Origin of the sequence: Microtetraspora sp. NBRC 13810, from assembly GCF_030268685.1 — a bacterium.
Classification (GTDB): domain Bacteria; phylum Actinomycetota; class Actinomycetes; order Streptosporangiales; family Streptosporangiaceae; genus BSRQ01.
The window spans coordinates 93,524-114,313 of sequence record NZ_BSRQ01000024.1 but is presented as its reverse complement, the minus strand read 5'-3'; the positions used below and the strand labels follow the sequence as shown (position 1 = coordinate 114,313).

The 20,790-nt window shown below is 68.1% G+C and carries 16 protein-coding genes and 1 tRNA gene; 11 read left to right on the top strand and 6 right to left on the bottom strand.

The window, feature by feature from the left end:
• The first annotated feature begins 205 nt into the window (after positions 1–205).
• The 3 genes from QSK26_RS35150 (at position 206) to QSK26_RS35140 (ending at position 2,041) form a co-directional block, all read left to right on the top strand.
• Positions 206–1,324, top strand: a complete 1,119-nt coding sequence (locus tag QSK26_RS35150; RefSeq protein WP_285779649.1) for a hypothetical protein — start codon at positions 206–208, stop codon at positions 1,322–1,324.
• 145 nt (positions 1,325–1,469) lie between these two features.
• Positions 1,470–1,564 (top strand) — tRNA-Arg (locus QSK26_RS35145).
• A gap of 348 nt (positions 1,565–1,912) precedes the next feature.
• The gene (locus QSK26_RS35140) at positions 1,913–2,041 is read left to right on the top strand and encodes a hypothetical protein (RefSeq protein WP_285779648.1); all 129 of its coding nucleotides are present in this window, start codon (positions 1,913–1,915) and stop codon (positions 2,039–2,041) included.
• 311 nt (positions 2,042–2,352) lie between these two features.
• On the opposite strand, the gene QSK26_RS35135 is transcribed toward QSK26_RS35140, so the two are convergent.
• Complete coding sequence (locus QSK26_RS35135) at positions 2,353–3,312, bottom strand: IS3 family transposase (RefSeq protein WP_285779647.1); 960 nt, start codon at positions 3,310–3,312, stop codon at positions 2,353–2,355.
• Entirely contained in the window at positions 3,260–3,586 is a 327-nt protein-coding gene (locus QSK26_RS35130) for a transposase (RefSeq protein ID WP_285779646.1), read from the bottom strand. Before QSK26_RS35130 ends, QSK26_RS35135 begins: the two co-directional genes overlap by 53 nt.
• A 149-nt stretch (positions 3,587–3,735) precedes the next feature.
• On the opposite strand from QSK26_RS35130, the gene QSK26_RS35125 reads away from it, so the two are divergent.
• From QSK26_RS35125 to QSK26_RS35105, 5 genes are all read left to right on the top strand, one after another.
• Entirely contained in the window at positions 3,736–5,172 is a 1,437-nt protein-coding gene (locus QSK26_RS35125; RefSeq protein ID WP_502888783.1) for an HNH endonuclease, read from the top strand.
• A gap of 152 nt (positions 5,173–5,324) precedes the next feature.
• On the top strand, positions 5,325–7,553 hold the full coding sequence (locus tag QSK26_RS35120) for a serine/threonine-protein kinase (protein ID WP_285779644.1): 2,229 nt from the start codon (positions 5,325–5,327) through the stop codon (positions 7,551–7,553).
• Positions 7,554–7,904: 351 nt separating this feature from the next.
• A complete protein-coding gene (locus tag QSK26_RS35115; protein WP_285779643.1) occupies positions 7,905–9,152 on the top strand; it encodes an aminotransferase class III-fold pyridoxal phosphate-dependent enzyme in 1,248 nt (415 codons plus the stop codon).
• Positions 9,153–9,412: 260 nt separating this feature from the next.
• Positions 9,413–10,537 carry a sensor histidine kinase gene (locus tag QSK26_RS35110; protein ID WP_285779642.1) on the top strand — a complete coding sequence of 375 codons (1,125 nt, stop codon included), beginning with the start codon at positions 9,413–9,415 and terminating at the stop codon, positions 10,535–10,537.
• Positions 10,534–11,190 carry a response regulator gene (locus QSK26_RS35105; RefSeq protein WP_285779641.1) on the top strand — a complete coding sequence of 219 codons (657 nt, stop codon included), beginning with the start codon at positions 10,534–10,536 and terminating at the stop codon, positions 11,188–11,190. The genes QSK26_RS35110 and QSK26_RS35105 overlap by 4 nt, the downstream gene beginning before the upstream one ends.
• On the opposite strand, the gene QSK26_RS35100 is transcribed toward QSK26_RS35105, so the two are convergent.
• The gene (locus QSK26_RS35100) at positions 11,163–11,789 is read right to left on the bottom strand and encodes a DUF2306 domain-containing protein (protein WP_285779640.1); all 627 of its coding nucleotides are present in this window, start codon (positions 11,787–11,789) and stop codon (positions 11,163–11,165) included. The two genes, QSK26_RS35105 and QSK26_RS35100, sit on opposite strands and share 28 nt — an antisense overlap.
• Positions 11,790–11,952: 163 nt before the next feature.
• On the opposite strand from QSK26_RS35100, the gene QSK26_RS35095 reads away from it, so the two are divergent.
• Positions 11,953–12,939: an NAD(P)-dependent alcohol dehydrogenase gene (locus QSK26_RS35095; RefSeq protein ID WP_285779639.1), complete on the top strand. Its 987-nt coding sequence runs from the start codon at positions 11,953–11,955 to the stop codon at positions 12,937–12,939.
• A gap of 102 nt (positions 12,940–13,041) precedes the next feature.
• Here the strand turns inward: QSK26_RS35095 and QSK26_RS35090 are convergent, their stop codons facing one another.
• The 3 genes from QSK26_RS35090 to QSK26_RS35080 all read right to left on the bottom strand — a co-directional run bounded on the left by QSK26_RS35090 (position 13,042) and on the right by QSK26_RS35080 (position 16,300).
• A complete protein-coding gene (locus tag QSK26_RS35090; RefSeq protein WP_285779638.1) occupies positions 13,042–13,770 on the bottom strand; it encodes a TylF/MycF/NovP-related O-methyltransferase in 729 nt (242 codons plus the stop codon).
• Between the two features lie 158 nt (positions 13,771–13,928).
• Entirely contained in the window at positions 13,929–14,828 is a 900-nt protein-coding gene (locus tag QSK26_RS35085; protein WP_285779637.1) for a CHRD domain-containing protein, read from the bottom strand.
• Between the two features lie 86 nt (positions 14,829–14,914).
• A complete protein-coding gene (locus tag QSK26_RS35080) occupies positions 14,915–16,300 on the bottom strand; it encodes an FAD-binding oxidoreductase (RefSeq protein WP_285779636.1) in 1,386 nt (461 codons plus the stop codon).
• A gap of 153 nt (positions 16,301–16,453) precedes the next feature.
• Between QSK26_RS35080 and QSK26_RS35075 the strand changes: the two genes are divergently transcribed.
• Together QSK26_RS35075 and QSK26_RS35070 are read left to right on the top strand one after the other, a co-directional pair.
• Entirely contained in the window at positions 16,454–17,566 is a 1,113-nt protein-coding gene (locus QSK26_RS35075; RefSeq protein ID WP_285779635.1) for a helix-turn-helix transcriptional regulator, read from the top strand.
• A 121-nt stretch (positions 17,567–17,687) separates the two neighbouring features.
• Positions 17,688–20,759 (top strand): DEAD/DEAH box helicase, encoded by a 3,072-nt coding sequence (locus QSK26_RS35070; RefSeq protein ID WP_285779634.1) that lies wholly within the window; start codon positions 17,688–17,690, stop codon positions 20,757–20,759.
• The last annotated feature ends 31 nt before the right edge of the window (positions 20,760–20,790 follow it).

Sequence of the window (20,790 nt, the reverse complement as noted above, 5' to 3'; positions counted from 1 at the left end):
GCCGCGCTGCGGCTCTTCGGCCGGTCGCGGCCCGCGCCGCCCACGCGTCTCAGTCGCCGAAGCGGACACCGATGAAATTGCGATTACTGCAACCGCCCCGTGTCTGACGGATCAATGCCGAGAAGTCGAATGTTCGAGCCGCCAGAACTGCGGGCGGAGGTGTTTATAGTAGCAGAGACGCCGATCACCGACTGTGGGAGCATTCATGAGATATATGGAGAGCTCAGTAATGCTTCTATGGCAGGAGCAGAAGTTTAAGCTCATGATTCTGCACGCCAGAGCCGATGAGTTTGAAGACCTATTTTCTAAAATTATGAGATTGGCTAATGGTACTTCATTTCATTTAGCGAGACCGGGCGGCACGTATGGCGACGCCAAGTGTGATGGATGGGACTCGACAACCAAGACTCTGTATTCCGTCTATGCACCCTTCTCTAAAAAGCGTAGATCCGATATTCGTGCGAAGATTTTGAGTGATTTTCGCGGCGCTCGAACCAAATGGCCCGAGATGCAAAGATGGCGACTCGTTCATAACGACTTCTTTGGGATGTCTGCCGAAATAACCCGTGAACTCGAATTGTTGCGATCGGATCCGATATCGCAAGGAGTCGAGATCCTTTCCGACTGGGACCCGCAAGAGTTATGGCGAATATTGAGATCTCTTCCCGAGGGAGATCGCTCCGAACTCCTGGGTGTTCCCGGCATAACGTTCCTTCAAGGAAATGATCAGTGGGATTCCTATGCTGTCCGTAATCACGACACAGTAGATCCGGCTGTCTTGAGGGCCACCTTGCGGTCGTTAGCGCAATTGTGTGACAACTATCAACATGACGCAATTTTGGATCCGCTGTGCGCATCTGCCATGGCACGAGCATTAACAACCTGGTGGCTCGACGATAGAGAAGTGTTCGGCAGTTATGTTGAGTTCTTGATGGAGCGATGCGAAGCCGAGCCAATGGAAGCGTCTCTGACGTCTCTCGTGTTTGTCATGAGTTGTATACAGATCGGCGCCCGAAGACTGGGAATTTCTGAAGACTACTTCATTGAGATGTTTCTTTTGAATGACGTGGACGCCCCGCCAGGAGTAAAGGTAATTGCAGAAATTGCCCGAGATGAGCTAGCGGGAAAGAATCTCGGTATCTTTGTTGACGACTTAGAGGTTCGCAAGAAATTCGTTAACTCCTGTTGGTTGACTGTGATGCACATAATCGGAGGATTATCGGGACTGATGTCAACTCCGGAGATATTTATCCTTCAAGATCTTTTGGTGTCTACGCAGAGAATTCAATATTTGAGTCCTGCATCCGACCGTCCCGCTGAATGACGAAAATAGAGCTGCCGCGCCGCTTCCGCTGCTCGGGCCTGGCGGCCCTGCGCTCCGGGTCGGCTTGCCACCGAATGACGTGGTGACCGTGGGCAGCGGGCGACGCGGGACATGCACGGGATGATCAAGCCAGCCGTATGAGCCCGCTCCCGTGTTTTAGCAGGTCAACCTATCCATGTGGTCGAGTCGGCCCGCGCTCTCCTAAAGCGGGTGCCGCAGGTTCGAATCCTGCCGGGGGCACACTTCTCTACCAGGCAGTTTGCCCTCTGACCTGCGGGTTCTTAGCCGCAGGTCTTTTGCTTGTCAGGCGCCCGACAGGTCGCCGAGGGCACCCATATGCAGCCGTAGGAGCTTGATCAGGGGACATGCGGGGGACGATCTTGAAGACGTTTCCTCAGCTCATTTGAGCCTTGGATCACGTTGTTGCCTCGTGGCACCCGTGCCGCTGGCCCCAAACAGCGTGCCGCTCGCCACCTGAAGATCATGGAAACCCGCGGAAAGGCTCCCCAACGGCCCGTACGCCGAGGGCGCCCACATCCGCCCGCTCGGCAGCCCGCACGATGCTCACGACGAGGCAGGCAACCTCCTGTGCCTCTGCCCAACGACCACGTGCTCTTCGACCAGGGCGCGATCACCATCAAGGACGACCTCACGGTGATCGACCGGCTCGCGGGCGGATGTCCCGCTTTTGCTCCAGCTCCCGGATCCGGTACTTGAGCTGCTTGTTCTCCTCTTCCAGCACTTCGCCCGAGCGTACGTGCCCGGCCAACGCACCCTGGCCAGCAGCGGCACCATCGGCCGCGCCTTGCCCGCCCTCACCCTGAGCCTGCGCTCCCGCACCAGCACCCGCAGCGTCTCGCGACTGACTCCTAAATCCCTCCCGATCAACGTGATCGTCCGACCCTGCCTTAACAACACCAGTGCCACCACGTCGGCCTTGAACTCGGGCAGGTGGTTGGAGATCCAGTCTCCAAAGTGTCCGTATTCATGGGGGAACGTGGCAATCCCCTGAAAGCGTGGAGACGTCGTTATGCCGCGATGGCCTCGTTGACTCTCGTCCTGATGGCCGCTCGGGCGGTCATGATGCGCTGTTCGTACTCGATCGGGGGTAGCCCGTCGGCGGTGGCATGCCTGCGCCGGGTGTTGTAGAAGTCCGCGATCCAAGTGGCGATCCGCACGCGGGCCTGGTCGCGGGTGGTGAAGTGGTGCCGGCGGGTGAATTCGACCTTGAGGGTGGAGTTGAACGACTCCGCGGCGGCGTTGTCCAGGGCGCAGCCGACGCGGCCCATGGATTGCACCACGCCCCAGTGCCGGCAGGCGGCCTGGAAGCGGGCGGCGGTGTATTCGCTGCCCCTGTCGGTGTGAAAGATCACTCCGTCCACGGTGCCGCCCCGGGTGACCGCGGCCATCTGCAACGCCGCGACGGTCAGGGCGGCATCGTGATGGGCCGACATCGCGTAGCCGAGCAGCCGGCGGGAGAACAGATCCTCGACCGTGGCGAGATACAGTTTCCCCTCCTCGGTGGGGATCTCGGTGACGTCCCCGCACCACAGCACATCCGGTGCGACCGCGGTGAACTGGCGTCGGACCAGGTCAGGCGCCACCGGCCGTTTGCCGGCCCTGGTCAGCGACCGGGGTTTCCCGCGCTGGCGGGCGATCAGGCCGAGCTCGGCCATCCGCGCCGCCACAGTGTTGACCGACACCTGCCAGCCGTCATGGTGCAGGTCCCGCCAGATACGCGGAGAGCCGTAAGTCCCCGCCGAAGCGGCGAAGGACGCCGTGATCGCCTCATCCAGCCGGTCCCGGCGCTGCTCACGTGCGGTCGCCAGCCGGCCGCGCCACTTGTAGAACAGTGAGAGACGCCCAACGCCTTGCAGGACAGCGCGTGGGGGACGTCGTACTCGGTCTTCTGGGAAGCGATGAAGGCCGCCACGCTCACCGGCCCGTCGCCTCCTTGACCCAGAGGACCACGGAGCGCTTGAGGACATCGCGCTCCATCTCCAGCTCCGCGCGTTCCTTGGCCCACTCGGCTTTCTGCCTGCGCAGCCGGGCCAGTTCCTCACGCTCGGACTCGGCCAGCTCCCCGCCGGAACCGGCGTCCTGCTCACGGGCCAGGCGGTCCATCTGGACCCAGTTGGCCAAAGTTCCCGCGTTGATCCCCAGGTCCCTGGCGACCTGAGCGATCGACTTACCGGTCTCCCGGACGATGCGCACGGCACCCGCCCGAAACTCTGGATCGAACCGTCGTCTCGTCTCTCCCACGCCCAACCCTTCTTAGGTCAGGTCTCCACGGTACGAGGGGAAAGCCAGTCGTGCGGTACGCGAAGCTCTAAGACGACCAGGCTCCGGCGGCCGCCGGCTGTCGCGTCTACGCCCTACGCCGGAATCGGGCTCACAGCCTGCTCCTGGTGATGGTCAGAGGATGTGAAGCTGCTCGGCGAGCGCACGTGTGCAGCCATGGGGCCATGATCAAGGAATGGATACGGCATGATCTTGGTGGTGTACCCGCAGGTCAGGCATTAGTCCGTGCCCTAGCCGCCGTACCTACTCTCCTGCCTGGCCGGGCAACCGCCGCAGCCGCCAGCCATCGCCCGCGCGGGCCCAGTCGCTCATCACGGTACTCGGGGACTCCGCCATCGATACAGCTGGCCGACATCCACGCGACAGCCAGTCTCCGGACATATCGTGATCATGTGGCTTTATCTGACCTCGATCGCATGATGGTCCTGGCGGCCATCGATGAGTACGACCGACTCGGCCGTGACGCCTTTCTGGAGCGGTACGGCTACCGCGAGGCGCGCGACTACTTCGTCATCCACGACGGGCGTCGCTACGACTCCAAAGCCATCGCCGGCGTGGCACACCGTGAGGTCGGCGGGCGTCCGCTTCGCGCTTCGGAGTTCTCCGGCGGGGCCGCCACGGTCGGCAAGGTCCTTACCCACCTCGGATTTCTCGTCATCCCGCAGCAGGACGTATCACCTGCAAAGGCGTTCCTCGGCAAGATCATGAGTCTCGACACCGCCGTCTCGAACGGCCGGCCCAAACGGCATCAGCCGCTCACCCTGCTGTGGGCCTTCGGCCGAGCCGCGCAGCAAGCGGAACGCCTCGTCCCCTGGGATGTCACCCGGGCAGAGATCAGCGCGCTCATCACGGAGTTCGGCTTGAACGGCGACCGTCCCAACCCCGAGTACCCGGTCCTGAAGCTCACCCACTTCGGACTATGGGCGCTACCGGACGCCCCTGAGCCGCCCCGCTCCAGCGGCAGCGCACCCCTGGGCTGGATGCGCCAGAACCAGCCGATCTCCGGCCTCCGCGACTGGGTGTACGACTTGATCACGGAGGACGAGGCGGTACGGTCTCAGGCGAGCGCGTACCTCTTGAGCACCTACTTTCCCGACGTGGACCACAACAAGCTGCTCACGCGGGTCGGCTTGGGCGACGTCGACGACGAGCCGCTCGCACAGTCCGACGGCGTTCGCACCCCGGGCCGCCGGAAGGCCACGATCAGGAAAATCATCCGGGACGACGCACTCTCACAGCTGATCAAAACCCTGCACGACCACACCTGCCAGATCTGCGGGACCCGGCTGCTGCTCCCCCACCGCCCGTACGCCGAGGGCGCGCACATCCGCCCGCTCGGCAACCCGCACGACGGTCCCGACGTGGCAGGCAACATCCTGTGCCTGTGCCCCAACGACCACGTACTCTTCGACCAAGGCGCGATCACCATCCAGGACGACCTCACAGTGATCAATCAGCTCACCGGCGAGTCAAGAGGGCTCCTGCGCACGATTCCCGGTCACGACATCGATCCCCGGTACCTGGCGTACCACCGAGAGATACGCTGACGCCTTACCCACACGCTCAGCAGGCTCACGAGCTCGGCCACTACGGCACAGGGGCCAACTTCTCCCGTACTACACGCATCGGCTACTCCCATGGCAGCACAGAGAGCGGAGTCCTGGACGGCGGTGCAGGCTCTCTGATCCAATGAGGGGCTATGCTCCTTCCCCTGCGGCCTGAGGATCCCCGGCGGGTGGGCTCGTATGAGCTGGTAGGGCTGCTTGGTCAGGGTGGCCAGGGGGTGGTGTACGCAGGGCGCGGCCCAGGTGGGCAGGTTGCGGTGAAGCTGCTGAATGCCCACTTTGCGGGGGACGCCAGGGCGCGGGAACGGTTCGTGCGAGAGTTGGCGATCGCGGAGAAGGTCGCCGACTTCTGTACCGCCCGGGTTCTTGCGGCGGAAGTCCAGGGAGACAGGCCGTATATCGTCAGCGAGTTGGTGGACGGACCGTCTCTGCACGAACTCGTCCGCGTGGAAGGACCTCGTGCCGGTGCAGTGCTGCATCGGCTGGCCATCGGGACCGCCACAGCTCTGGCCGCGATCCACCAGGCCAGGGTGGTGCATCGCGACTTCAAACCGTCCAACGTGTTGATGAGCGGCGAGGGCCCCCGGGTCATCGACTTCGGCATCGCCAAGGCCCTGGACGGTGTGTCGACCACCACAGGCCAGGCGGGAACGCCTCCCTTCATGGCTCCAGAACAGATCGCCGCAGGAGAGCTGGGTACGTGGACCGACATGTTCGCCTGGGGGGCGACGATTCTGTTCGCTGCGACCGGCACTCCCCCGTTCGGCACTGGTGCGGCGGTGTTGTACCGGATCCTGCATGCCGAGCCCGACGTCAGTGTCCTGGAGGAGCCGCTTCGCGGACTTGTCGCGAGTTGCATGGCCAAGGATCCTCACCGCAGACCCAGTGCGCGACATGTCCTGCTCTGCCTCGTCGGTATCAACGCGGCGCCGGACACCCCGGGTACCGCGGAGGTCAGCGGTGTCGGCGTCCGGCGGGGCCCGAGCCGTCGCAAGGTGCTTGGCCTGGCCGGCGGGGCCCTCGCGCTCGTCGGCGGCGGTCTGATCGCCACGACCCAACTGGGCAGCAAGGGCCAGGGCAACGGAAAGACCTCGACCCCGCTCGCCGACTTGGCAACAGCCCAACCCCTCTGGCAACGCGGAAACGTCCCGATTGTCGCCACGCTCATCGCACACCCCGACGGTGTGCTCTGCCTGGGCTACGAGTCCGTCTCCGGCAGGGCGCGCAATGCCCTCTGGAACTTGGACAGCAAAGGAAGCACCGCCTGGAAGCTACCGCTACCGGACCTCGCCGTCATCCGGTCGAAGGGGGCCGGCGCGGGCGTGGTTCACCAAGGCACCTTCTACTTCGGCGGCTCAGGGAGACCGTACGGCGGCGGCCTGAAGGAGGTACCCACCCAGATCGTCGCCGTGAACCTCGCGCGCGGCACCCAGGCCTGGTCGGTGAAGCTCGACGACCCGACGCGCTATATCGACTCGATCTCCGGCATCAAGAACGGGCGCCTCTACGCCACGAGCACCACGACTGAGTGGGGTCCGCGGCCCGTGCTCTGGGCGGTGGACATCACCTCGCGCCGGCGCGTCTGGTCGTACGAGACCAACTACGAGAAGGAGAACGACAAGGCCGCCGGGTCCAGCACCTTGATCGTGCCGCCCTCCGGGGATCGGGTGTTCCACCTGGCCTCCACGCACGGTGCTGGCCAGGACGCCCAGCTCCAGACGTTCGACGCCGCGCACAGCCACATCGCGGGCTGGAAGGCCTCGCTGCCCGAGGCGCTGGGCAACGTCAGCGACCAGCCCAATCTGTGCGTGGCGGGCAACACCCTCATCTATGCGTCCGACGACCTCATCTGCCTCGACCCCGCGTCCGGTGAGCGCCTGTGGACCAAGGAGCAGCCCGCCGGCAGCTACGACGGGTTCGGCACTCCGGCGGCCAGTGCGGACGGCTCGCTGGTCTACATCACCTCCCGGACCGCGGACACCAACGAATCGGGCAAGAAGGTCATCACGCTGACTCTGCAGGCTCTCGAACCTCGCTCCGGCAAGGAGAGATGGCACTCTTCCGTGGCCGTCGAGATCGGCCCCGAAGAGGAGTTCGGCTCGGTCGATCTCCTGGTCGACGACTCCACGGTGTACGTCCTCGTCGGTAAGACCACAACCCTGGAGTACGACGAGGACTCCTACCGCGACGGGACCGACGACGTCCTCCACCCCTTCGTCTGGGCGGTGGACGCGACCAACGGGAAGTCGCGCTGGAAGTACGTCCCCCCGGACACCTTCGAAGTGGCCGCGGGATTCGGCCGGCTTTACGTCGCCACCGTGGACGGCGTTGTCGCTCTGTCGGCCAGGGGTACAGGTATTTGACCGGTACGATTCGCCGCTGGAGCCGCGCCCTCGCTTTCGATGAACTGCGATAAGTCGTTTCGACACGGAGCAAGGAGTCATCTCGCCGCCGCTCGTCACGAGTGTGATTTCTCCTTGTCTCCTCGGGAGTCACGCGGCCGTGAGCAATGGCATTTCGCCGGCCGACGATAATCGTTCAGCGCACCCCGTGAATGGGTTCACCGTCCATGCGGACAATGCCGATCGCCCGCGGCTCGATCCATCGACTGGCCCAAATCGGCCAATATCTGCTGATAGTGTGACAAGGGCCCCTATGATTTTCGGAGTCGTCCACGGTCGGCCGGCATCTGGCCGACTGGCGAAGGGGTCTCGATGATCATTGCCAACGCGGACGGGTGCGCACCCTACGAGGTGTCCCGGTCCTCCGTCGACGTCGTCCGCGCCGAAGGGGCGTACGTCTACGACGCCGACGATCGTTCCTACCTGGATCTGTCGAACGCGTTCGGTAGCATCATGCTCGGCCACAACGATCCCGCGGTCGTGTCGGCGGTGCTCGCCACGGTGCGGTCCGGCGTTCCCGCCGGCGCCTCGCTGGGGCTGCAGCACCGGCTCGCCGAGCGGATCACCGCCGACCTCGGTGGTGACCTGAAGGTGGCGTTCTTCAAGACCGGAACCGCGGCCACCATGGCGGCCGCGGCGGCCGCCCGCCGGGCCACCGGCCGCCGGCTGATCGTCAGCTGCGGCTATCACGGCTACGACCCGATGTGGGAGTTCACCCCGCCGGGCCGGCCCAACGAGGAAGGCGTCCTGCACGTCTACCACCTGCCCGAACTCCTGGACCAGGCGCTCGCCGAGCACGCGGACGAAGTCGCCGCGGTGATCATTTCGCCGGACTACATCCACGTCTCGCCGGAGTACATCGCCGACCTGTTCGCCCGCTGCAGGCGGGCCGGAGTGGTGACGATCGCCGACGAGGTGAAGCACGGTTATCGGATGCGGCAGGGTGCGTCGATCAACGGTGCGGGCGCCCAGGCCGATGTGTACACGTACGCGAAGGGGATCAGCAACGGCTGGCCGGTGTCCTGCGTCGCGGGCGACGAACGGATCATGGAGCCGCTGGCCGAGTTCGTGTCGACGCTGACCTTCGAGGCGCCCGGGTACGCGGCTGCGGTGGCCACTCTGGACCGACTGGCGGAATTGGACGCACAGGCCCAGTTGCGGATCGACGGTGGGCGCTTCGTCGACCGTGCCGCGGAGCTGCTGCGGGCCCGCGATCTACCGATCGAGCTGGCCGGGACCGGCGCCGCGTTCCAGTTCGTCTGCGCGCCGGAGGTGCAGGAGGTGCTGCTGGAGCAGGCCTTGGCTGAGCGGCTCATCCTCGAACCGTCCGACCAGCAGTATCCGTCCGCCAGCTTCCGCGGCGAGGTCGTCGACGACGCGCTCGGGCGGCTCGATCGCGCGCTCACCGCGATGGTCGCCGAGCGTCCGGACCTCGTCGGTCTCAAGCTCACCGACCTCGACCGGATCAATGCCGCGTTCTCCCAGATGGACGGCCTGCCCGGGCGTCCCGCGGGCTGGAGCCTCCAGGACTGCGTCGACTACGCGACCGAGCAGGTCTGACACCGCCACGGTCCGCCGTCCGACTGGGCGGCGGACCGTGCGCGACTCAGACGCCGGGGCGCCGTCGACACTCTGCCGGATGAGGCCGACGTGACCGTTGTGCCGTCTCCCCGGCCAACTGGAACCGTGGCGGACAGAGCCGTTCGTCGTGGACATCGACGAGGCACTGCTCTTGAACCGGGATATGTCGTACGGAAATGGACGGGCTGCGCTCGCCATCCTGATCGCCCGCCGGGGGTGTGCGGACGTACGATGAACGCGTGCACGGCCTTGTCCGCTCCGTGTGGTACGAGCCCGCTCCCCCCGGCCCGCCTAAGCGGGTGTGGCGCGACTGGGCGCTTGTGGCCGTGCTCGTGCCGGCCGCGCTGCTCGAAGGTCTGCTTCGTGCTGACCTGACCTGGCCGGCTGTCTCGGTGGCGGTCACGATCGCGCTGGTGCCCACGCTGCTGTGGCGCCGGACCCGGCCGCTGGTCGCGGTGACGGCGCCGTTCGCGGTCACGACCGTCGTTCCCTGGTTCACGGATGGGGAGCCGGTCGAGACGTGGACGATGGGGTTCCTGCTCATCGTCGTGTACGCGGTGTTCCGCTGGGGGTCCGGGCGCGAGGCGGTGATCGGGCTGGGTGTCATGACCGGCTCGGTCCTGCTCTCGCTCTGGCTCGGCCGGCTCGCGCCGGCCGACGTGGCGGGCGCGTTCGTCGTGATGTCCGCGGCGGTCGCGCTGGGCGTGGCGCTCCGCTACCGGGCCCGGGCGCGGCTGCGTGAGCTCGACCAGATCAAGCTGCTCGAACGCGAGCAACTGGCCCGGGACCTGCACGACACGGTGGCCCACCACGTCTCGGCCATGGCGATCCGGGCGCAGGCGGGGCTGGCCACGTCGCAGACGCCCGGGGCCGCCACCGACGCGCTGCGGGTGATCGAGGCCGAGGCGTCCCGCGCGCTTGCCGAGATGCGCGCCATGGTGCACCTGCTGCGCCGCGACGGGGCGGCCGAGCTGACGCCCGGCAGGCACCTCACCGACCTGCGGGAACTGGCGAGCCACGGCTACTCCGGCCTGGCGGTCGAGGTGGAGGTCGTCGGCGACCTCGACGGCCTGCCCGCGGCGGTGGAGGCCGCGATCTTCCGCATCGCGCAGGAGTCGGTCACCAACGCCCGGCGGCACGCGCGCAACGCCACCCGCATCGAGGTACGGGCCGAGGCGGACGCCGCGGCGGTCCGGCTGCGGGTGAGCGACGACGGCGAGCCCGTCCCCCGTACCCCGTCCTCCGGGTACGGCATCGTCGGCATGGCCGAGCGGGCCGGCCTGCTGGGCGGTACCTGCCAGGCCGGTCCGGACCCCGGCGGCGGCTGGACCGTCACCGCCGTGCTGCCCCGGGCGGCGTCATGAGCATCCGGGTGGTCGTCGCCGACGACCAGGAGATCGCCCGGACCGGGCTACGGATGATCCTGGACGCGCAGCCCGGCATCGAGGTGGTCGGCGAGGCGGCCGACGGGCGGCGGGCCGTCGAGCTGGCCCGCAGGCTGCGTCCCGAGGTGTGCCTGTTCGACATCCGCATGCCGCGCCTCGACGGCATCGAGGCCACCCGCATCCTCGCCGGACCCGGCGTCGCCGACCCCGTTGCCGTGGTCGTCATCACCACGTTCGACCTCGACGAGTACGTCTACGCCGCCCTGCGGGCCGGAGCCCGGGGGTTCCTGCTCAAGGACGCCGGCCCCGGCATGCTCGCCCAGGCCGTCCGCGCCGCCGCCGGGGGTGACGCGCTCATCGCGCCGAACGTCACCGCCCGGCTGCTGCGCGCCTTCGCCGGCAGCGGACGCGCCGCACCCCCGGCGCAGCCGATCGACCCGCTCACCGAGCGCGAGGAGGAGGTGCTCGCCACCGTGGCGCGCGGCCGGACCAACACCGAGATCGCCGAGGAACTGCACATCTCGCTCAGCACGGTGAAGAGCCACATCGCGAGCCTGATGGCCAAGCTGGGCGTGCGGAACCGGGTGGAGATCGCCATGTGGGCCTACGAGACCGACCGCGTCAGGCGCTGAGCCCGCACCCCCCATTCGGCCACGGCCAGGTTGACCGCCCAGCCGGCTCCCGTCAGCAGCTCCGTGGCGACCTGGCCGGGTGCGCCGACGACCACGCTCGCCAGCGCGAGCAGGACGAGCTGGGTGCCGGCGCCGAGGCCGAGCGCGTACCCGCGGGCCATCCAGGCGCGATGCCGGACGAAGTCCCGGCGCCGGATCGCCACGTACCCCAGCACGATCGAGCCGGCCATCAGCGAGCCGGCCGCGAGCCGGAACCCGGTGAGCAGCGGCCCGTCGTCCCGCGCGGACGAGACAGCCAGCCAGAGCCCGGTGAGCGCCACGACCAGCCCGCACGCCACGAGCAGCCGCCCCGCCGCACGGTGCCGGCCGGGCCTTCTCGCGCGCAGCCCCGGCGCGAACTGCAGCCCTCCCAGCAGCGTGTACGGCGCGGCCGCGAGGGCGTGCAGCAGCACCGGCAGCGGAGGCGCCGGTCCCCCGTCCACGGCCGAGACGGTGAGGGTCGCCGCTCCGGCGGCCAACGGCGCGGCGCCGAGCAGGATCAGTCCGGTGGGCACGAGCCGGCCCGTCAGGCGGTGGCGCGGCGTCGTCACATGAGTCATGACCCCGATGGTGACGGCGGGGAGGGGCCGGTTCATCGGCGCCGCGGCCGGACCGGGATCCGCCGATCGGCGGGCCCGGCCGTCGTACTTTCGGCCGTTCCGCCGCCTCGCCGGCCGTGGCGACACTGGCACTCCCGACGGCACAGCGGAAGAGGAGACTGCGATGAAAGCGTTCGTCCTGCGCTCGTACGGCCCGCCCGAGGCGCTCGCCCTGGAGGATGTCAAGATCCCGGCGCCCGGAGACGGCGAGGTGCTGGTGAAGGTGCGGGCCACCTCGGTCCAGCCCTACGACTGGCACATGATGCGGGGCCAGCCGTACGTCGCCCGGCTGATGGGCGGCGGACCGGGGCTGCGCCGGCCCAAGATCACCGTCCTGGGCGCCGACCTGGCCGGGCAGGTCGAGGCGGTGGGACCGGGCGTGGTGGGGCTGCGGCCCGGCGACGAGGTGTACGCGATGCCGAAGCAGGGGGGCTTCGCCGAGTACGCGTGCGTCGCCGTGGGCGAGCTGGCGCCCAAGCCGGCCGGCCTGTCGTTCGAGCAGGCGGCGGCCGTGCCGCTGGCCGCCGGCACCGCCCTGCTGGCGCTGCGCGACGAAGGCCGGCTCCAGGCCGGGCAGCGGGTCCTGGTCAACGGCGCGTCGGGGGGCGTGGGCACGTTCGCCGTGCAGCTCGCCAAGGCGTTCGGCGCGGAGGTGACGGGCGTGTGCGGGCCGCGCAACACCGGTCTGGTCCGCTCGCTGGGCGCGGACGAGGTCATCGACCACACCAAGGAGGACTTCACCCGCGGCGGCCGGCGCTTCGACCTGTTCCTGGACATCGCCGGCAGCCGCCCCATCTCGGCCGGGCTGCGGGTACTGACCCGCGGCGGCACGTACGTCCTGGTCGGCGGGCCGGGTGGGCGTTGGGTGAGCCCGGCGGGCCGGATGTTCCGCACCCTGGCCACCAACCCCTTCGTGCCGCAGCGGATCACCCTGGCGGACGTGATCCGCTGCACCGAGACCCGGAGCAACCTGCTGACCCTCGCCGGGCTCATCGAGGAGGGCCGGGTCCGCCCGGTCATCGACCGCTGCCACCCCTTCCACGAGATCCCCACGGCCATCGCGTACCAGGAACAAGGCCACGCCGCCGGCAAAGTCGTCGTCACCGTGTGAGCCGGTCGATCCATGGCCGTGGGCGCGGTGAGCGACCTCCAGCAGGTCCGGGACCAGGTCCCGGTCGCTGCCGGAAGGCTCACCGCGCCCGAAGGGTCCGGCTCACCAGGTTGAGGCGAGCTTACGGCGGAGCCGTACGGGGAGCAGCGGCGGCGCCTTGGTGTGACGCTCGTCGCCGATCACCTGGAACAGGGCCCGCCGGTCGGTCATCGCCCCCTTGCCGCTCGGCTCCCGGCCGAAGACCGCGACCAGAGCCGTGCGGATGCCCGTGCGCTCGGTCCAGTCGACGAAGGACCGGCACTCGGCCGGATCCTCACCGAAGAACTCGTCGAACAGCAGCAGGCTGCCCCCGCCCAGCAGCGGCGTGAGCCAGTCGAGCGCGCACGTGGTCGCCGACTCCAGGTCCGCGTCGAGGTGCGCGAAGCTGACCTGGCCGACTTCGGTGGCGAGCGCCGGAGTGAGGGAGTCCTCGAAGAATCCCTTGACGATCCGGACACCGCGAAGCCGGGGCACGGGGGTGGCGAAGGTACCGGCGGACAGGTGCTCATAGGACTCCGGCAGGCCCTCGAACGAGTCGCAGGCGTAAATGCGCTTCCGCCACTGCGCCGGATCCCACAGCCGGGACCGGAAGAGCTCATCCCGGATGACCCGGGTGGAATACCCCTTCCAGGTGCCGAACTCGATGATGTGGCCGGGGATCGGCCGTGCCAGCGCGACCGCGAGTTCCAGGACCTGCGCCCTCGACGGATAGGTGACCTTCGACCTGTGCTCCGTCCAGTCGCCCTGGCGCCCGGCGAGCCATTCCCCGTGGATCGCCTGATGATGCGTCATTCCACACTCCATAAAGTGTCACCGCGCGTCTGAGCGAACCCGGGGGTCCCGCCTGAAAGCGCTGTACGAGGCCGTCGTGGCCCGGTCCTCGCGATGGGCATCCGGCCGCGTCTAGAGGCCGTCGTGGCCCGGTCCTCGCGATGGGCATCCGGTCGCGTCTACCAGCCGCCCCGGTAGAGCTGGCCGCGTACGGCGCCGCCGGGGAACTCGGTGGTGTGCAGGTTGGTGTACCAGCCCTTGGGGTTGTTCCTGATGCCGGCGGCGACGTCGGCCGAGGCCCTCCCGGTGCCGGCGATGCCGTTGACGCCGGCCGGAAGGCCGTTCCCGGCCGCGAAGAAGTCCACCACCACCGGGCCGTTCTTGCCCTTGACGCCACGGTGGATGTGGGCGTTGGTCGGGGCTGCGATCTGCTTCCAGGCGGTGGCGAAGTGCACCTGGGTGCCGTCCACCCAGACGAGCCACGCCGCCCGTCCGTTCCTGTCGCCGACCTTCGTGCCCGGCGCCGGCACCTCCTGACGACCGTCGGCCGACGCGGTGATCGTGGCGTGCGACCCGGTGGCCAGCACCGATTCGAGCGACACGGGCCGGATCCGGTGCAGCTGAGCGCGCACCGCGCCGCCGGGGAACTCGCCTGTGTGCAGGTTGGCGTACCAGCCCGAGGGGCTGTTCCTGATCCTTTCGAGCAGCCCGGAGTCCTTGACCGTGACGGTGCCCTTGACGGCGCTGAGACTGGAGGGCAGCGCCGCGCCGAAGAACGGGATCTTGACATCCCCGTTCCGGCCCGCCCTGCCCTGGTGGATGTGGAACGCCGTGGGCGCGGCCACCTTCTGCCAGCGGATGGCGTAGTCGACCTGCTTACCGTGAATGCGGAAGACGGCGAACGCGCTGCCGTTCCGGTCCCCGACCTTCGCCCCGGCGGCGGGCACCTCGTTCTTGCCCGAGAGCGTGGCGGCCAGGTACACGTCGCTGCTCGCCTGCGCCGTGGCGGGCGTGAAGGACGCCGCGACCAGAGCGGTGGCCAGCGCGAGGCCGGAGACGGTGAGGATGCGCTTCGTCATGATTGACCCTTTCGGTTGCCTCGGTGTGCGGCCCATAGCGGTGAGTTCGGGGGCACCCGTGGGGGTGCGCCGGGCGGTGATCGACGTCACACCGAGGGAGCGGGCCGGACCGGGTGGTTGGCCCGGATGACGTCCAGCGGGTCGTAGGTCTTCTTGACCTCCTGCAACCTGCGGTGCACGTCCGCGGACTCGAAGGCGAGTCCTTCCGCACGCCGCTCCGAGAAGTTGCGGTACGAGGTGGCCGCCCGCCAGGGCGCCATGGCCGCGGAAAGGGCGTCGAGGGAGGCGTGCACGGCGGCGGCGGAAGCGGCGTCGAAGGTGATCCCGCCGGAGAACAGGGCGAAGGCGGCGTCCAGCGAGGACACCGCGCCGCCCTCGCGCGCGCCCGGGGCGAGCGCGCCGCCGAGGTGCCGCGCCTCTATCGTCAGCAGCGGCACGTCGACGCCGGGGCCGGCCGCCGACAGCAGCGCGGCCAGGGCCTCGTCGGGAAGCCCGGTGACCTGGAACCCGTCACCCGTCGCCGGAGTGGGACCGGGCGGGTCGAGGTGGAGCTTGGCCAGCTCGGTGACCGGCGTGGGCGCGAAGGTGTCGATCTCCGGACCGAGTTCGCGCAGCGGCGCGAGCAGTTCGCCGGCCTCGCGCCCGTCCAGTTGCGCGACCGCTTCGACCGCGACCAGGGAGCGCCCGCGGAACGGCTGCGGAATCTCCTCCAGCGGCGGGAAGCGGAGCAGCCGGCCGAGCGAGGTGACCGTGTCAGGAACGGTCGCCGTCCAGTCGCGCCACCGTGACAGCACGGCCTCCGCCCGCTCCAGCGGCCAGTACATCGCCCCCGCGTGCACCTCGGTGATGGGGAACAGGGCGAACTCCAGCTCGGTCACCACCCCGAAAGCGCCGCCACCGCCGCGGACAGCCCAGAACAGCTCCGGCTCGTGCTCGGCGTCCACGCGCAGAATGCGGCCGTCGGCGGTCACCACGGTGGCGGCCGTCACATGGTTGGCCGCCAGCCCGTGCGAGCGGGCGAACCACGACAGGCCGCCGCCCAGGGTGTAACCGACCACTCCCACGTCGGCCGCGGAGCCGCTCAGACCGGCCAGGCCGTACTTGGCGGCGGCCTCGGTGACCTGCGCCCACACCGCGCCGGCGCCCACGAGCGCCCGCCGGCGTCCGGCGTCGATGTGCACCTGCGACATCCGGGACGTCCGCAGGAGGATCGTGTCGTCCAGCGGGCCGAGCGGGGCGGCGTTGTGCCCGCTGGCCTGCGGGGCCACCCGCAGCCCCGACTTCCTGGCCACGTCGAGCGTGGCGGCCACATCGGCGGCGGACCTGGCCAGCACCACGGCGGCCGGGCGCTGGTCCACGGCCAGTTGCCAGGCTGACCGCCCGGCGTCCCAGCCCGGATCGCCGGGCAGGATCAGCGCACCATCGAGATGCCGCGCCAGGTACACCACATTATCGGGATAGGTGACAGGCACCGTAATTGTCCTCGTTTGATCGGTTTCGTCGTACCGATCCAGCGTGCCGGGGGACACGATTCGCCCCCATCCCACGCATAAGGGTGTTTCTGTCCTCCCACCCCCCGCAAATGAGGGATGCGGCACGTGAGACCACATGGGATCCTGGAAGGCATGAGGAAGGGGGGCCGGGCGGCGCCGGTGTTCGAGGTCGCGGGTACGGGGGTCGAGGTGTTCGCGGCGGCGGCACGCAAGCTGCGCAGGGCGGTGCCCTACGACGCGGGGGCGTGGTTCGGTACCGATCCGGCCACCGTGCTGCCGACCACGCCGATGCGGGTGGAGAACATCGAGCCGGTGCACTGCGAGTCCTACTGGCACCGCGAGTACCACATGGAGGACGTGCTGACGTTCCGGGACGTGGCACGCTCCACCGGCGCGGCGGGCACGCTACGCCAAGCCACCGGCGGAAGCCCCGGCCGCAGCGCCCGCTACCAGGAGTTCATGCGTCCGCAGGGCTACGCCGACAACCTGCGCGCCGCCTTCCGCATAGGCGAGAGCGCATGGGGCGTGGTGGACCTGTTCCGCTTCGCCGACCGCCCGCCCTTCGACGAGCGCGACCTGCGGCACATCGCCGCGCTGGCCCCCGGCATCGCGCTGAGCCTGGCGGGCCTGGCCGTCACCAGCGGGCGCGGAAAACCGGGCGAGGCCGCCGAACCACCGGGGACCGCCCTGTTCGACGATGACGACCGGGTCACCCTCGCCGACGCGCACGCGGAGCGCTGGTTCACCGAGTTGTGCGGCTCCCCTTTGGACAACCCCGCGACCTCGCTGCGGACGGCGGCCGTCTACTCGGTGGTGGCCCGCGCCCGCGCCGTCGCCGCCGAACGGGAGTCCGGCCCAGCCGTCGTACGGCTCCGCGGCGACAACGGACGCTGGTTCAGCATCCACGCCTCGGTGTTGTACGACCGGCGGAGACAACCCGGCCCGGTCTCGGTGGTGATCGAGCCGGCGACCTCAGGCCAGATCGTCCCCCTCATCGTGGAGGCATACTCGCTGACGCCACGCGAGCGCGAGGTCACCGAATGCGTGGCGCGCGGGCACAACACGTCGGAGATCGCCACCCGACTCCATCTGTCCCCGCACACCGTCCGCGACCACCTCAAAGCGATCTTCACCAAGGTCGACGTCGGCAGCCGCGGCGAACTCGTGGCCAAACTCTTCGGCGACCATTACAACCCCCGCATGCACGCCCCAGACGCCGAACTCGTACACGTCTACCGCTCCTGAACTCGCCCGCGCGGTCCAGCGCCGGATCTCAGCGACCCGGCGATGTTGCGCTGTCGTGTCAAAACCAGAGGCATTGACGTTCGTATATCGCCGTGGCCGACCACGTCCTATAGTCGCCGAGGTGAGCGATCTTCAGCCGGGCATCTACCAACATCTGATTACTCGTGAGGTGGACTCACGGCTGCGAGCGATATCCAATCGCGAACTCGTCGACCGGCGGTCACTTGACATCGCCGACTCCCACGAGACACTGGCCCGGCACCTGGGCGCGCTCACCCGTCGTGCGCTGCGTGCCGTCCGTGGTGAGAACGAAGCTGTACGGCTGGCCAGGCAGGTGGAGATCGTCAACCGGGTCACCGACCTGCTCGGCGACCTCGTGCCCGACGCCGCCTCACCCGAGGAGCTCGTGGAAGCCTCGGAGGAACTGCTGGGCATAGCCAGGGGTCGGGACGCGGCCGACCGGGTGCGGTTTCCCGTGCGGCCGGTCATCCCTCTCACCGCTAGCGCACTGCTGGTCAACGGTAGAGCACAGCCAGAAATCGGCCATGAGCTGAAACGCGAGTTGGCCTCCGCTGATCATGTGGACCTGCTGTGCGCGTTCGTGAAATGGAACGGCGTTCGAGTTCTCGCGGAGGCGATTGAGGAGTTCCTGACGCGTGGTGGCCGGCTGCGGGTGGTGACCACCACGTATATCGGCGCCACCGACCGTCTTGCGCTGGACCGGCTGGCGGCTATGGGCGCCGAGATCCGCGTTTCCTACGACACCCGAACGACCCGGTTGCACGCCAAGGCATGGCTGTTCCATCGGGCCAACGGTTTGTCCACCGCCTACGTCGGCTCCTCCAACCTGTCGCAAACCGCCCTCAGTCACGGGCTTGAATGGAACGTACGACTGGCCCAAGCCGAGCAGCCTCACCTGATCGACACGTTCTCCGCCACGTTCGACGACTACTGGGGCGATCCGTCGTTCGAGCCCTACGATCCGGCGAAGGATGCCGAGCGGCTCGACCGCGCTCTGTCCGCCGAGCGGACCGGGGGCCGCGCGGTTGTCCTCGACTTCGCACACGTCGATGTCCGCCCCTACTCCTACCAACGCGAGATCCTCGACGAACTCGACGCCGAACGGCAGATCCACGACCGGTGGCAGAACCTGGTCGTCATGGCCACCGGCACCGGCAAGACCGTGGTCGCCGCGCTGGACTACCGGCGGCTGCGCAAGGCCGGGCAGGCAGAGTCGCTGCTGTTCGTCGCCCATCGTGCGGAGATCCTTCGACAGAGCTTGCTCACCTTCCGACAGGTGATGCGGGACGAGACGTTCGGCGAGCTGTATGTCGACGGGTTGCGCCCGGAGCGCTGGCGGCACGTGTTCGCCTCGATCCAGTCGCTGCACGCCAACCCGTTGCCGGAGCCGGACAGGTTCGACATGGTGATCGTGGACGAGTTCCACCATGCCGAGGCCTCGACATACCGGCGTCTGCTGTCAGCCGTGCAGCCCAAGGTACTCCTCGGGCTGACCGCGACACCCGAACGCGCCGACGGCCAGGACATCAAGCACTGGTTCGGCGGCCGAACCGCCGCCGAGCTGCGCCTGTGGGAGGCGCTGGAGCGGGGGCTGCTGGCTCCGTTCCAGTATTTCGGCGTCCACGACGGCACCGACCTGCGCCAGGTCGGCTGGCGCCGGGGTCAGGGCTATGACACCGGCCAGCTCTCCAACATCTACACGGGCAACGACCGTCGCGTCGCCGTGGTGCTGGAGACGCTGCAGCGCAAGATCGGCGATGTAGGGCGAATGCGGGCCATCGGCTTCTGTGTGAGCATCGACCACGCCCGCTTCATGGCCGACCGGTTCGCCCGAGCCGGCCTGCCCTCGGTGGCCGTCACCTCGCAGAGTCCGGCGAGCGAGCGTTCCCAAGCATTGCGAGACTTGAGGGACCGCCGGATCAACGCGGTGTTCACCGTCGACCTCTTCAATGAGGGCGTCGACGTACCGGAGATCGACACCGTGCTATTTCTGCGCCCCACCGACAGCACCACCGTCTTCCTGCAACAGCTCGGGCGCGGCCTGCGGCTGGCCGACGACAAGCCGTGCCTGACCGTGCTCGACTTCGTCGGCCATCAACACAAGCAGTTCCGCTTCGACCGGCGCTTTCGGGCGCTCACCGGCGCCAGCCGTACTGGAATCGCGCGGGAGATTGAGCAAGGTTTCCCGACCCTGCCCGCCGGTTGCGTAATCGACCTGGACCGTGATGTGCGCCGCCTCGTCCTGGACAACGTCCGACAGGCGCTTAGCTTGAGGTGGCGGGACCTGGCGCATGAGCTTCGCGATCTCGGAGACGTCAGTATGTCCGAGTTCCTGCAGGAGACCGGGCTGGACGTGGAAGATCTCTACCGGCGCCGCCAGGGCTGGGCCGCCCTGCGGCACGCTGCAGGTTTCGACGTCGTGGCCCCCGACGAGAGGCTCGGACGGGCTTTCAGCAGAATGCTGCACATCGACGATGTTGAGCGGCTCGCCTTCTTGACCGAAGTCCTGGCCGGTCGGACGCCGCAGTCCATGCGCGAGCTCCGTCTCATGGCCATGCTCGACGCAATGTTGTGGGGCGGCGACGAGCCCCTCTCCGGCATGGAAGCCCGGTTCGCCCAGCTCTCAGGTGCCCGCGCGGCGGAGCTCCGGGAGTTGGCGGACCTGCTTCGCACAGGTATCCGCCACGTAGCACCGCCCCTGGACCAGGTCGTGCCGTTGCACGTCCATGCCCGCTACAGCAAGAACGAGGTGCTGGCCGCCTTCGGCGTCGACAAGCCCGCGCATATGATGCGCGGGGAGGGGGTTAAGTACATCGAGGAGCACCAGGCGGACCTGTTCTTCGTCACCATCGACAAGTCCGAGGACACCTACTCCCCCACCACGCTCTACCATGATCGGGCGATCAGTGAGGACCTGTTCCAGTGGGAGTCGCAGAGCACGCTACGGTGCTCCGCCGCCACCGCTCGCCGCTACCTATCTGGTGACTCCACGGTTCATCTCCTGATCCGGCAGTCCAAGCGTGATGAAGGATTGGGAGCTCCCCCCTACACCTACGCTGGCCCTATGCGGTATGTCAGCCACGAGGGTGAACGCCCCATCCGCTTCATCTGGCGCCTGGACCACCAACTCCCACCCGAGGTGTTCCACTACGCCAAGATCACCGCAGGATGAGGCGATCACAGCGCCGCTGGAGCTCTTGTGT

Coding starts and splice junctions, on each gene's coding strand:
- QSK26_RS35125 (WP_502888783.1), top strand. CDS start 3,736: ATGGTCAGAGGATGTGAAGCTGCTCGGCGAGCGCACGTGTGCAGCCAT.
- QSK26_RS35120 (WP_285779644.1), top strand. CDS start 5,325: ATGCTCCTTCCCCTGCGGCCTGAGGATCCCCGGCGGGTGGGCTCGTAT.
- QSK26_RS35115 (WP_285779643.1), top strand. CDS start 7,905: ATGATCATTGCCAACGCGGACGGGTGCGCACCCTACGAGGTGTCCCGG.
- QSK26_RS35100 (WP_285779640.1), bottom strand. CDS start 11,789: ATGACTCATGTGACGACGCCGCGCCACCGCCTGACGGGCCGGCTCGTG.
- QSK26_RS35135 (WP_285779647.1), bottom strand. CDS start 3,312: ATGTCCTCAAGCGCTCCGTGGTCCTCTGGGTCAAGGAGGCGACGGGCC.
- QSK26_RS35090 (WP_285779638.1), bottom strand. CDS start 13,770: ATGACGCATCATCAGGCGATCCACGGGGAATGGCTCGCCGGGCGCCAG.
- QSK26_RS35075 (WP_285779635.1), top strand. CDS start 16,454: ATGAGGAAGGGGGGCCGGGCGGCGCCGGTGTTCGAGGTCGCGGGTACG.
- QSK26_RS35150 (WP_285779649.1), top strand. CDS start 206: ATGAGATATATGGAGAGCTCAGTAATGCTTCTATGGCAGGAGCAGAAG.
- QSK26_RS35095 (WP_285779639.1), top strand. CDS start 11,953: ATGAAAGCGTTCGTCCTGCGCTCGTACGGCCCGCCCGAGGCGCTCGCC.
- QSK26_RS35105 (WP_285779641.1), top strand. CDS start 10,534: ATGAGCATCCGGGTGGTCGTCGCCGACGACCAGGAGATCGCCCGGACC.
- QSK26_RS35085 (WP_285779637.1), bottom strand. CDS start 14,828: ATGACGAAGCGCATCCTCACCGTCTCCGGCCTCGCGCTGGCCACCGCT.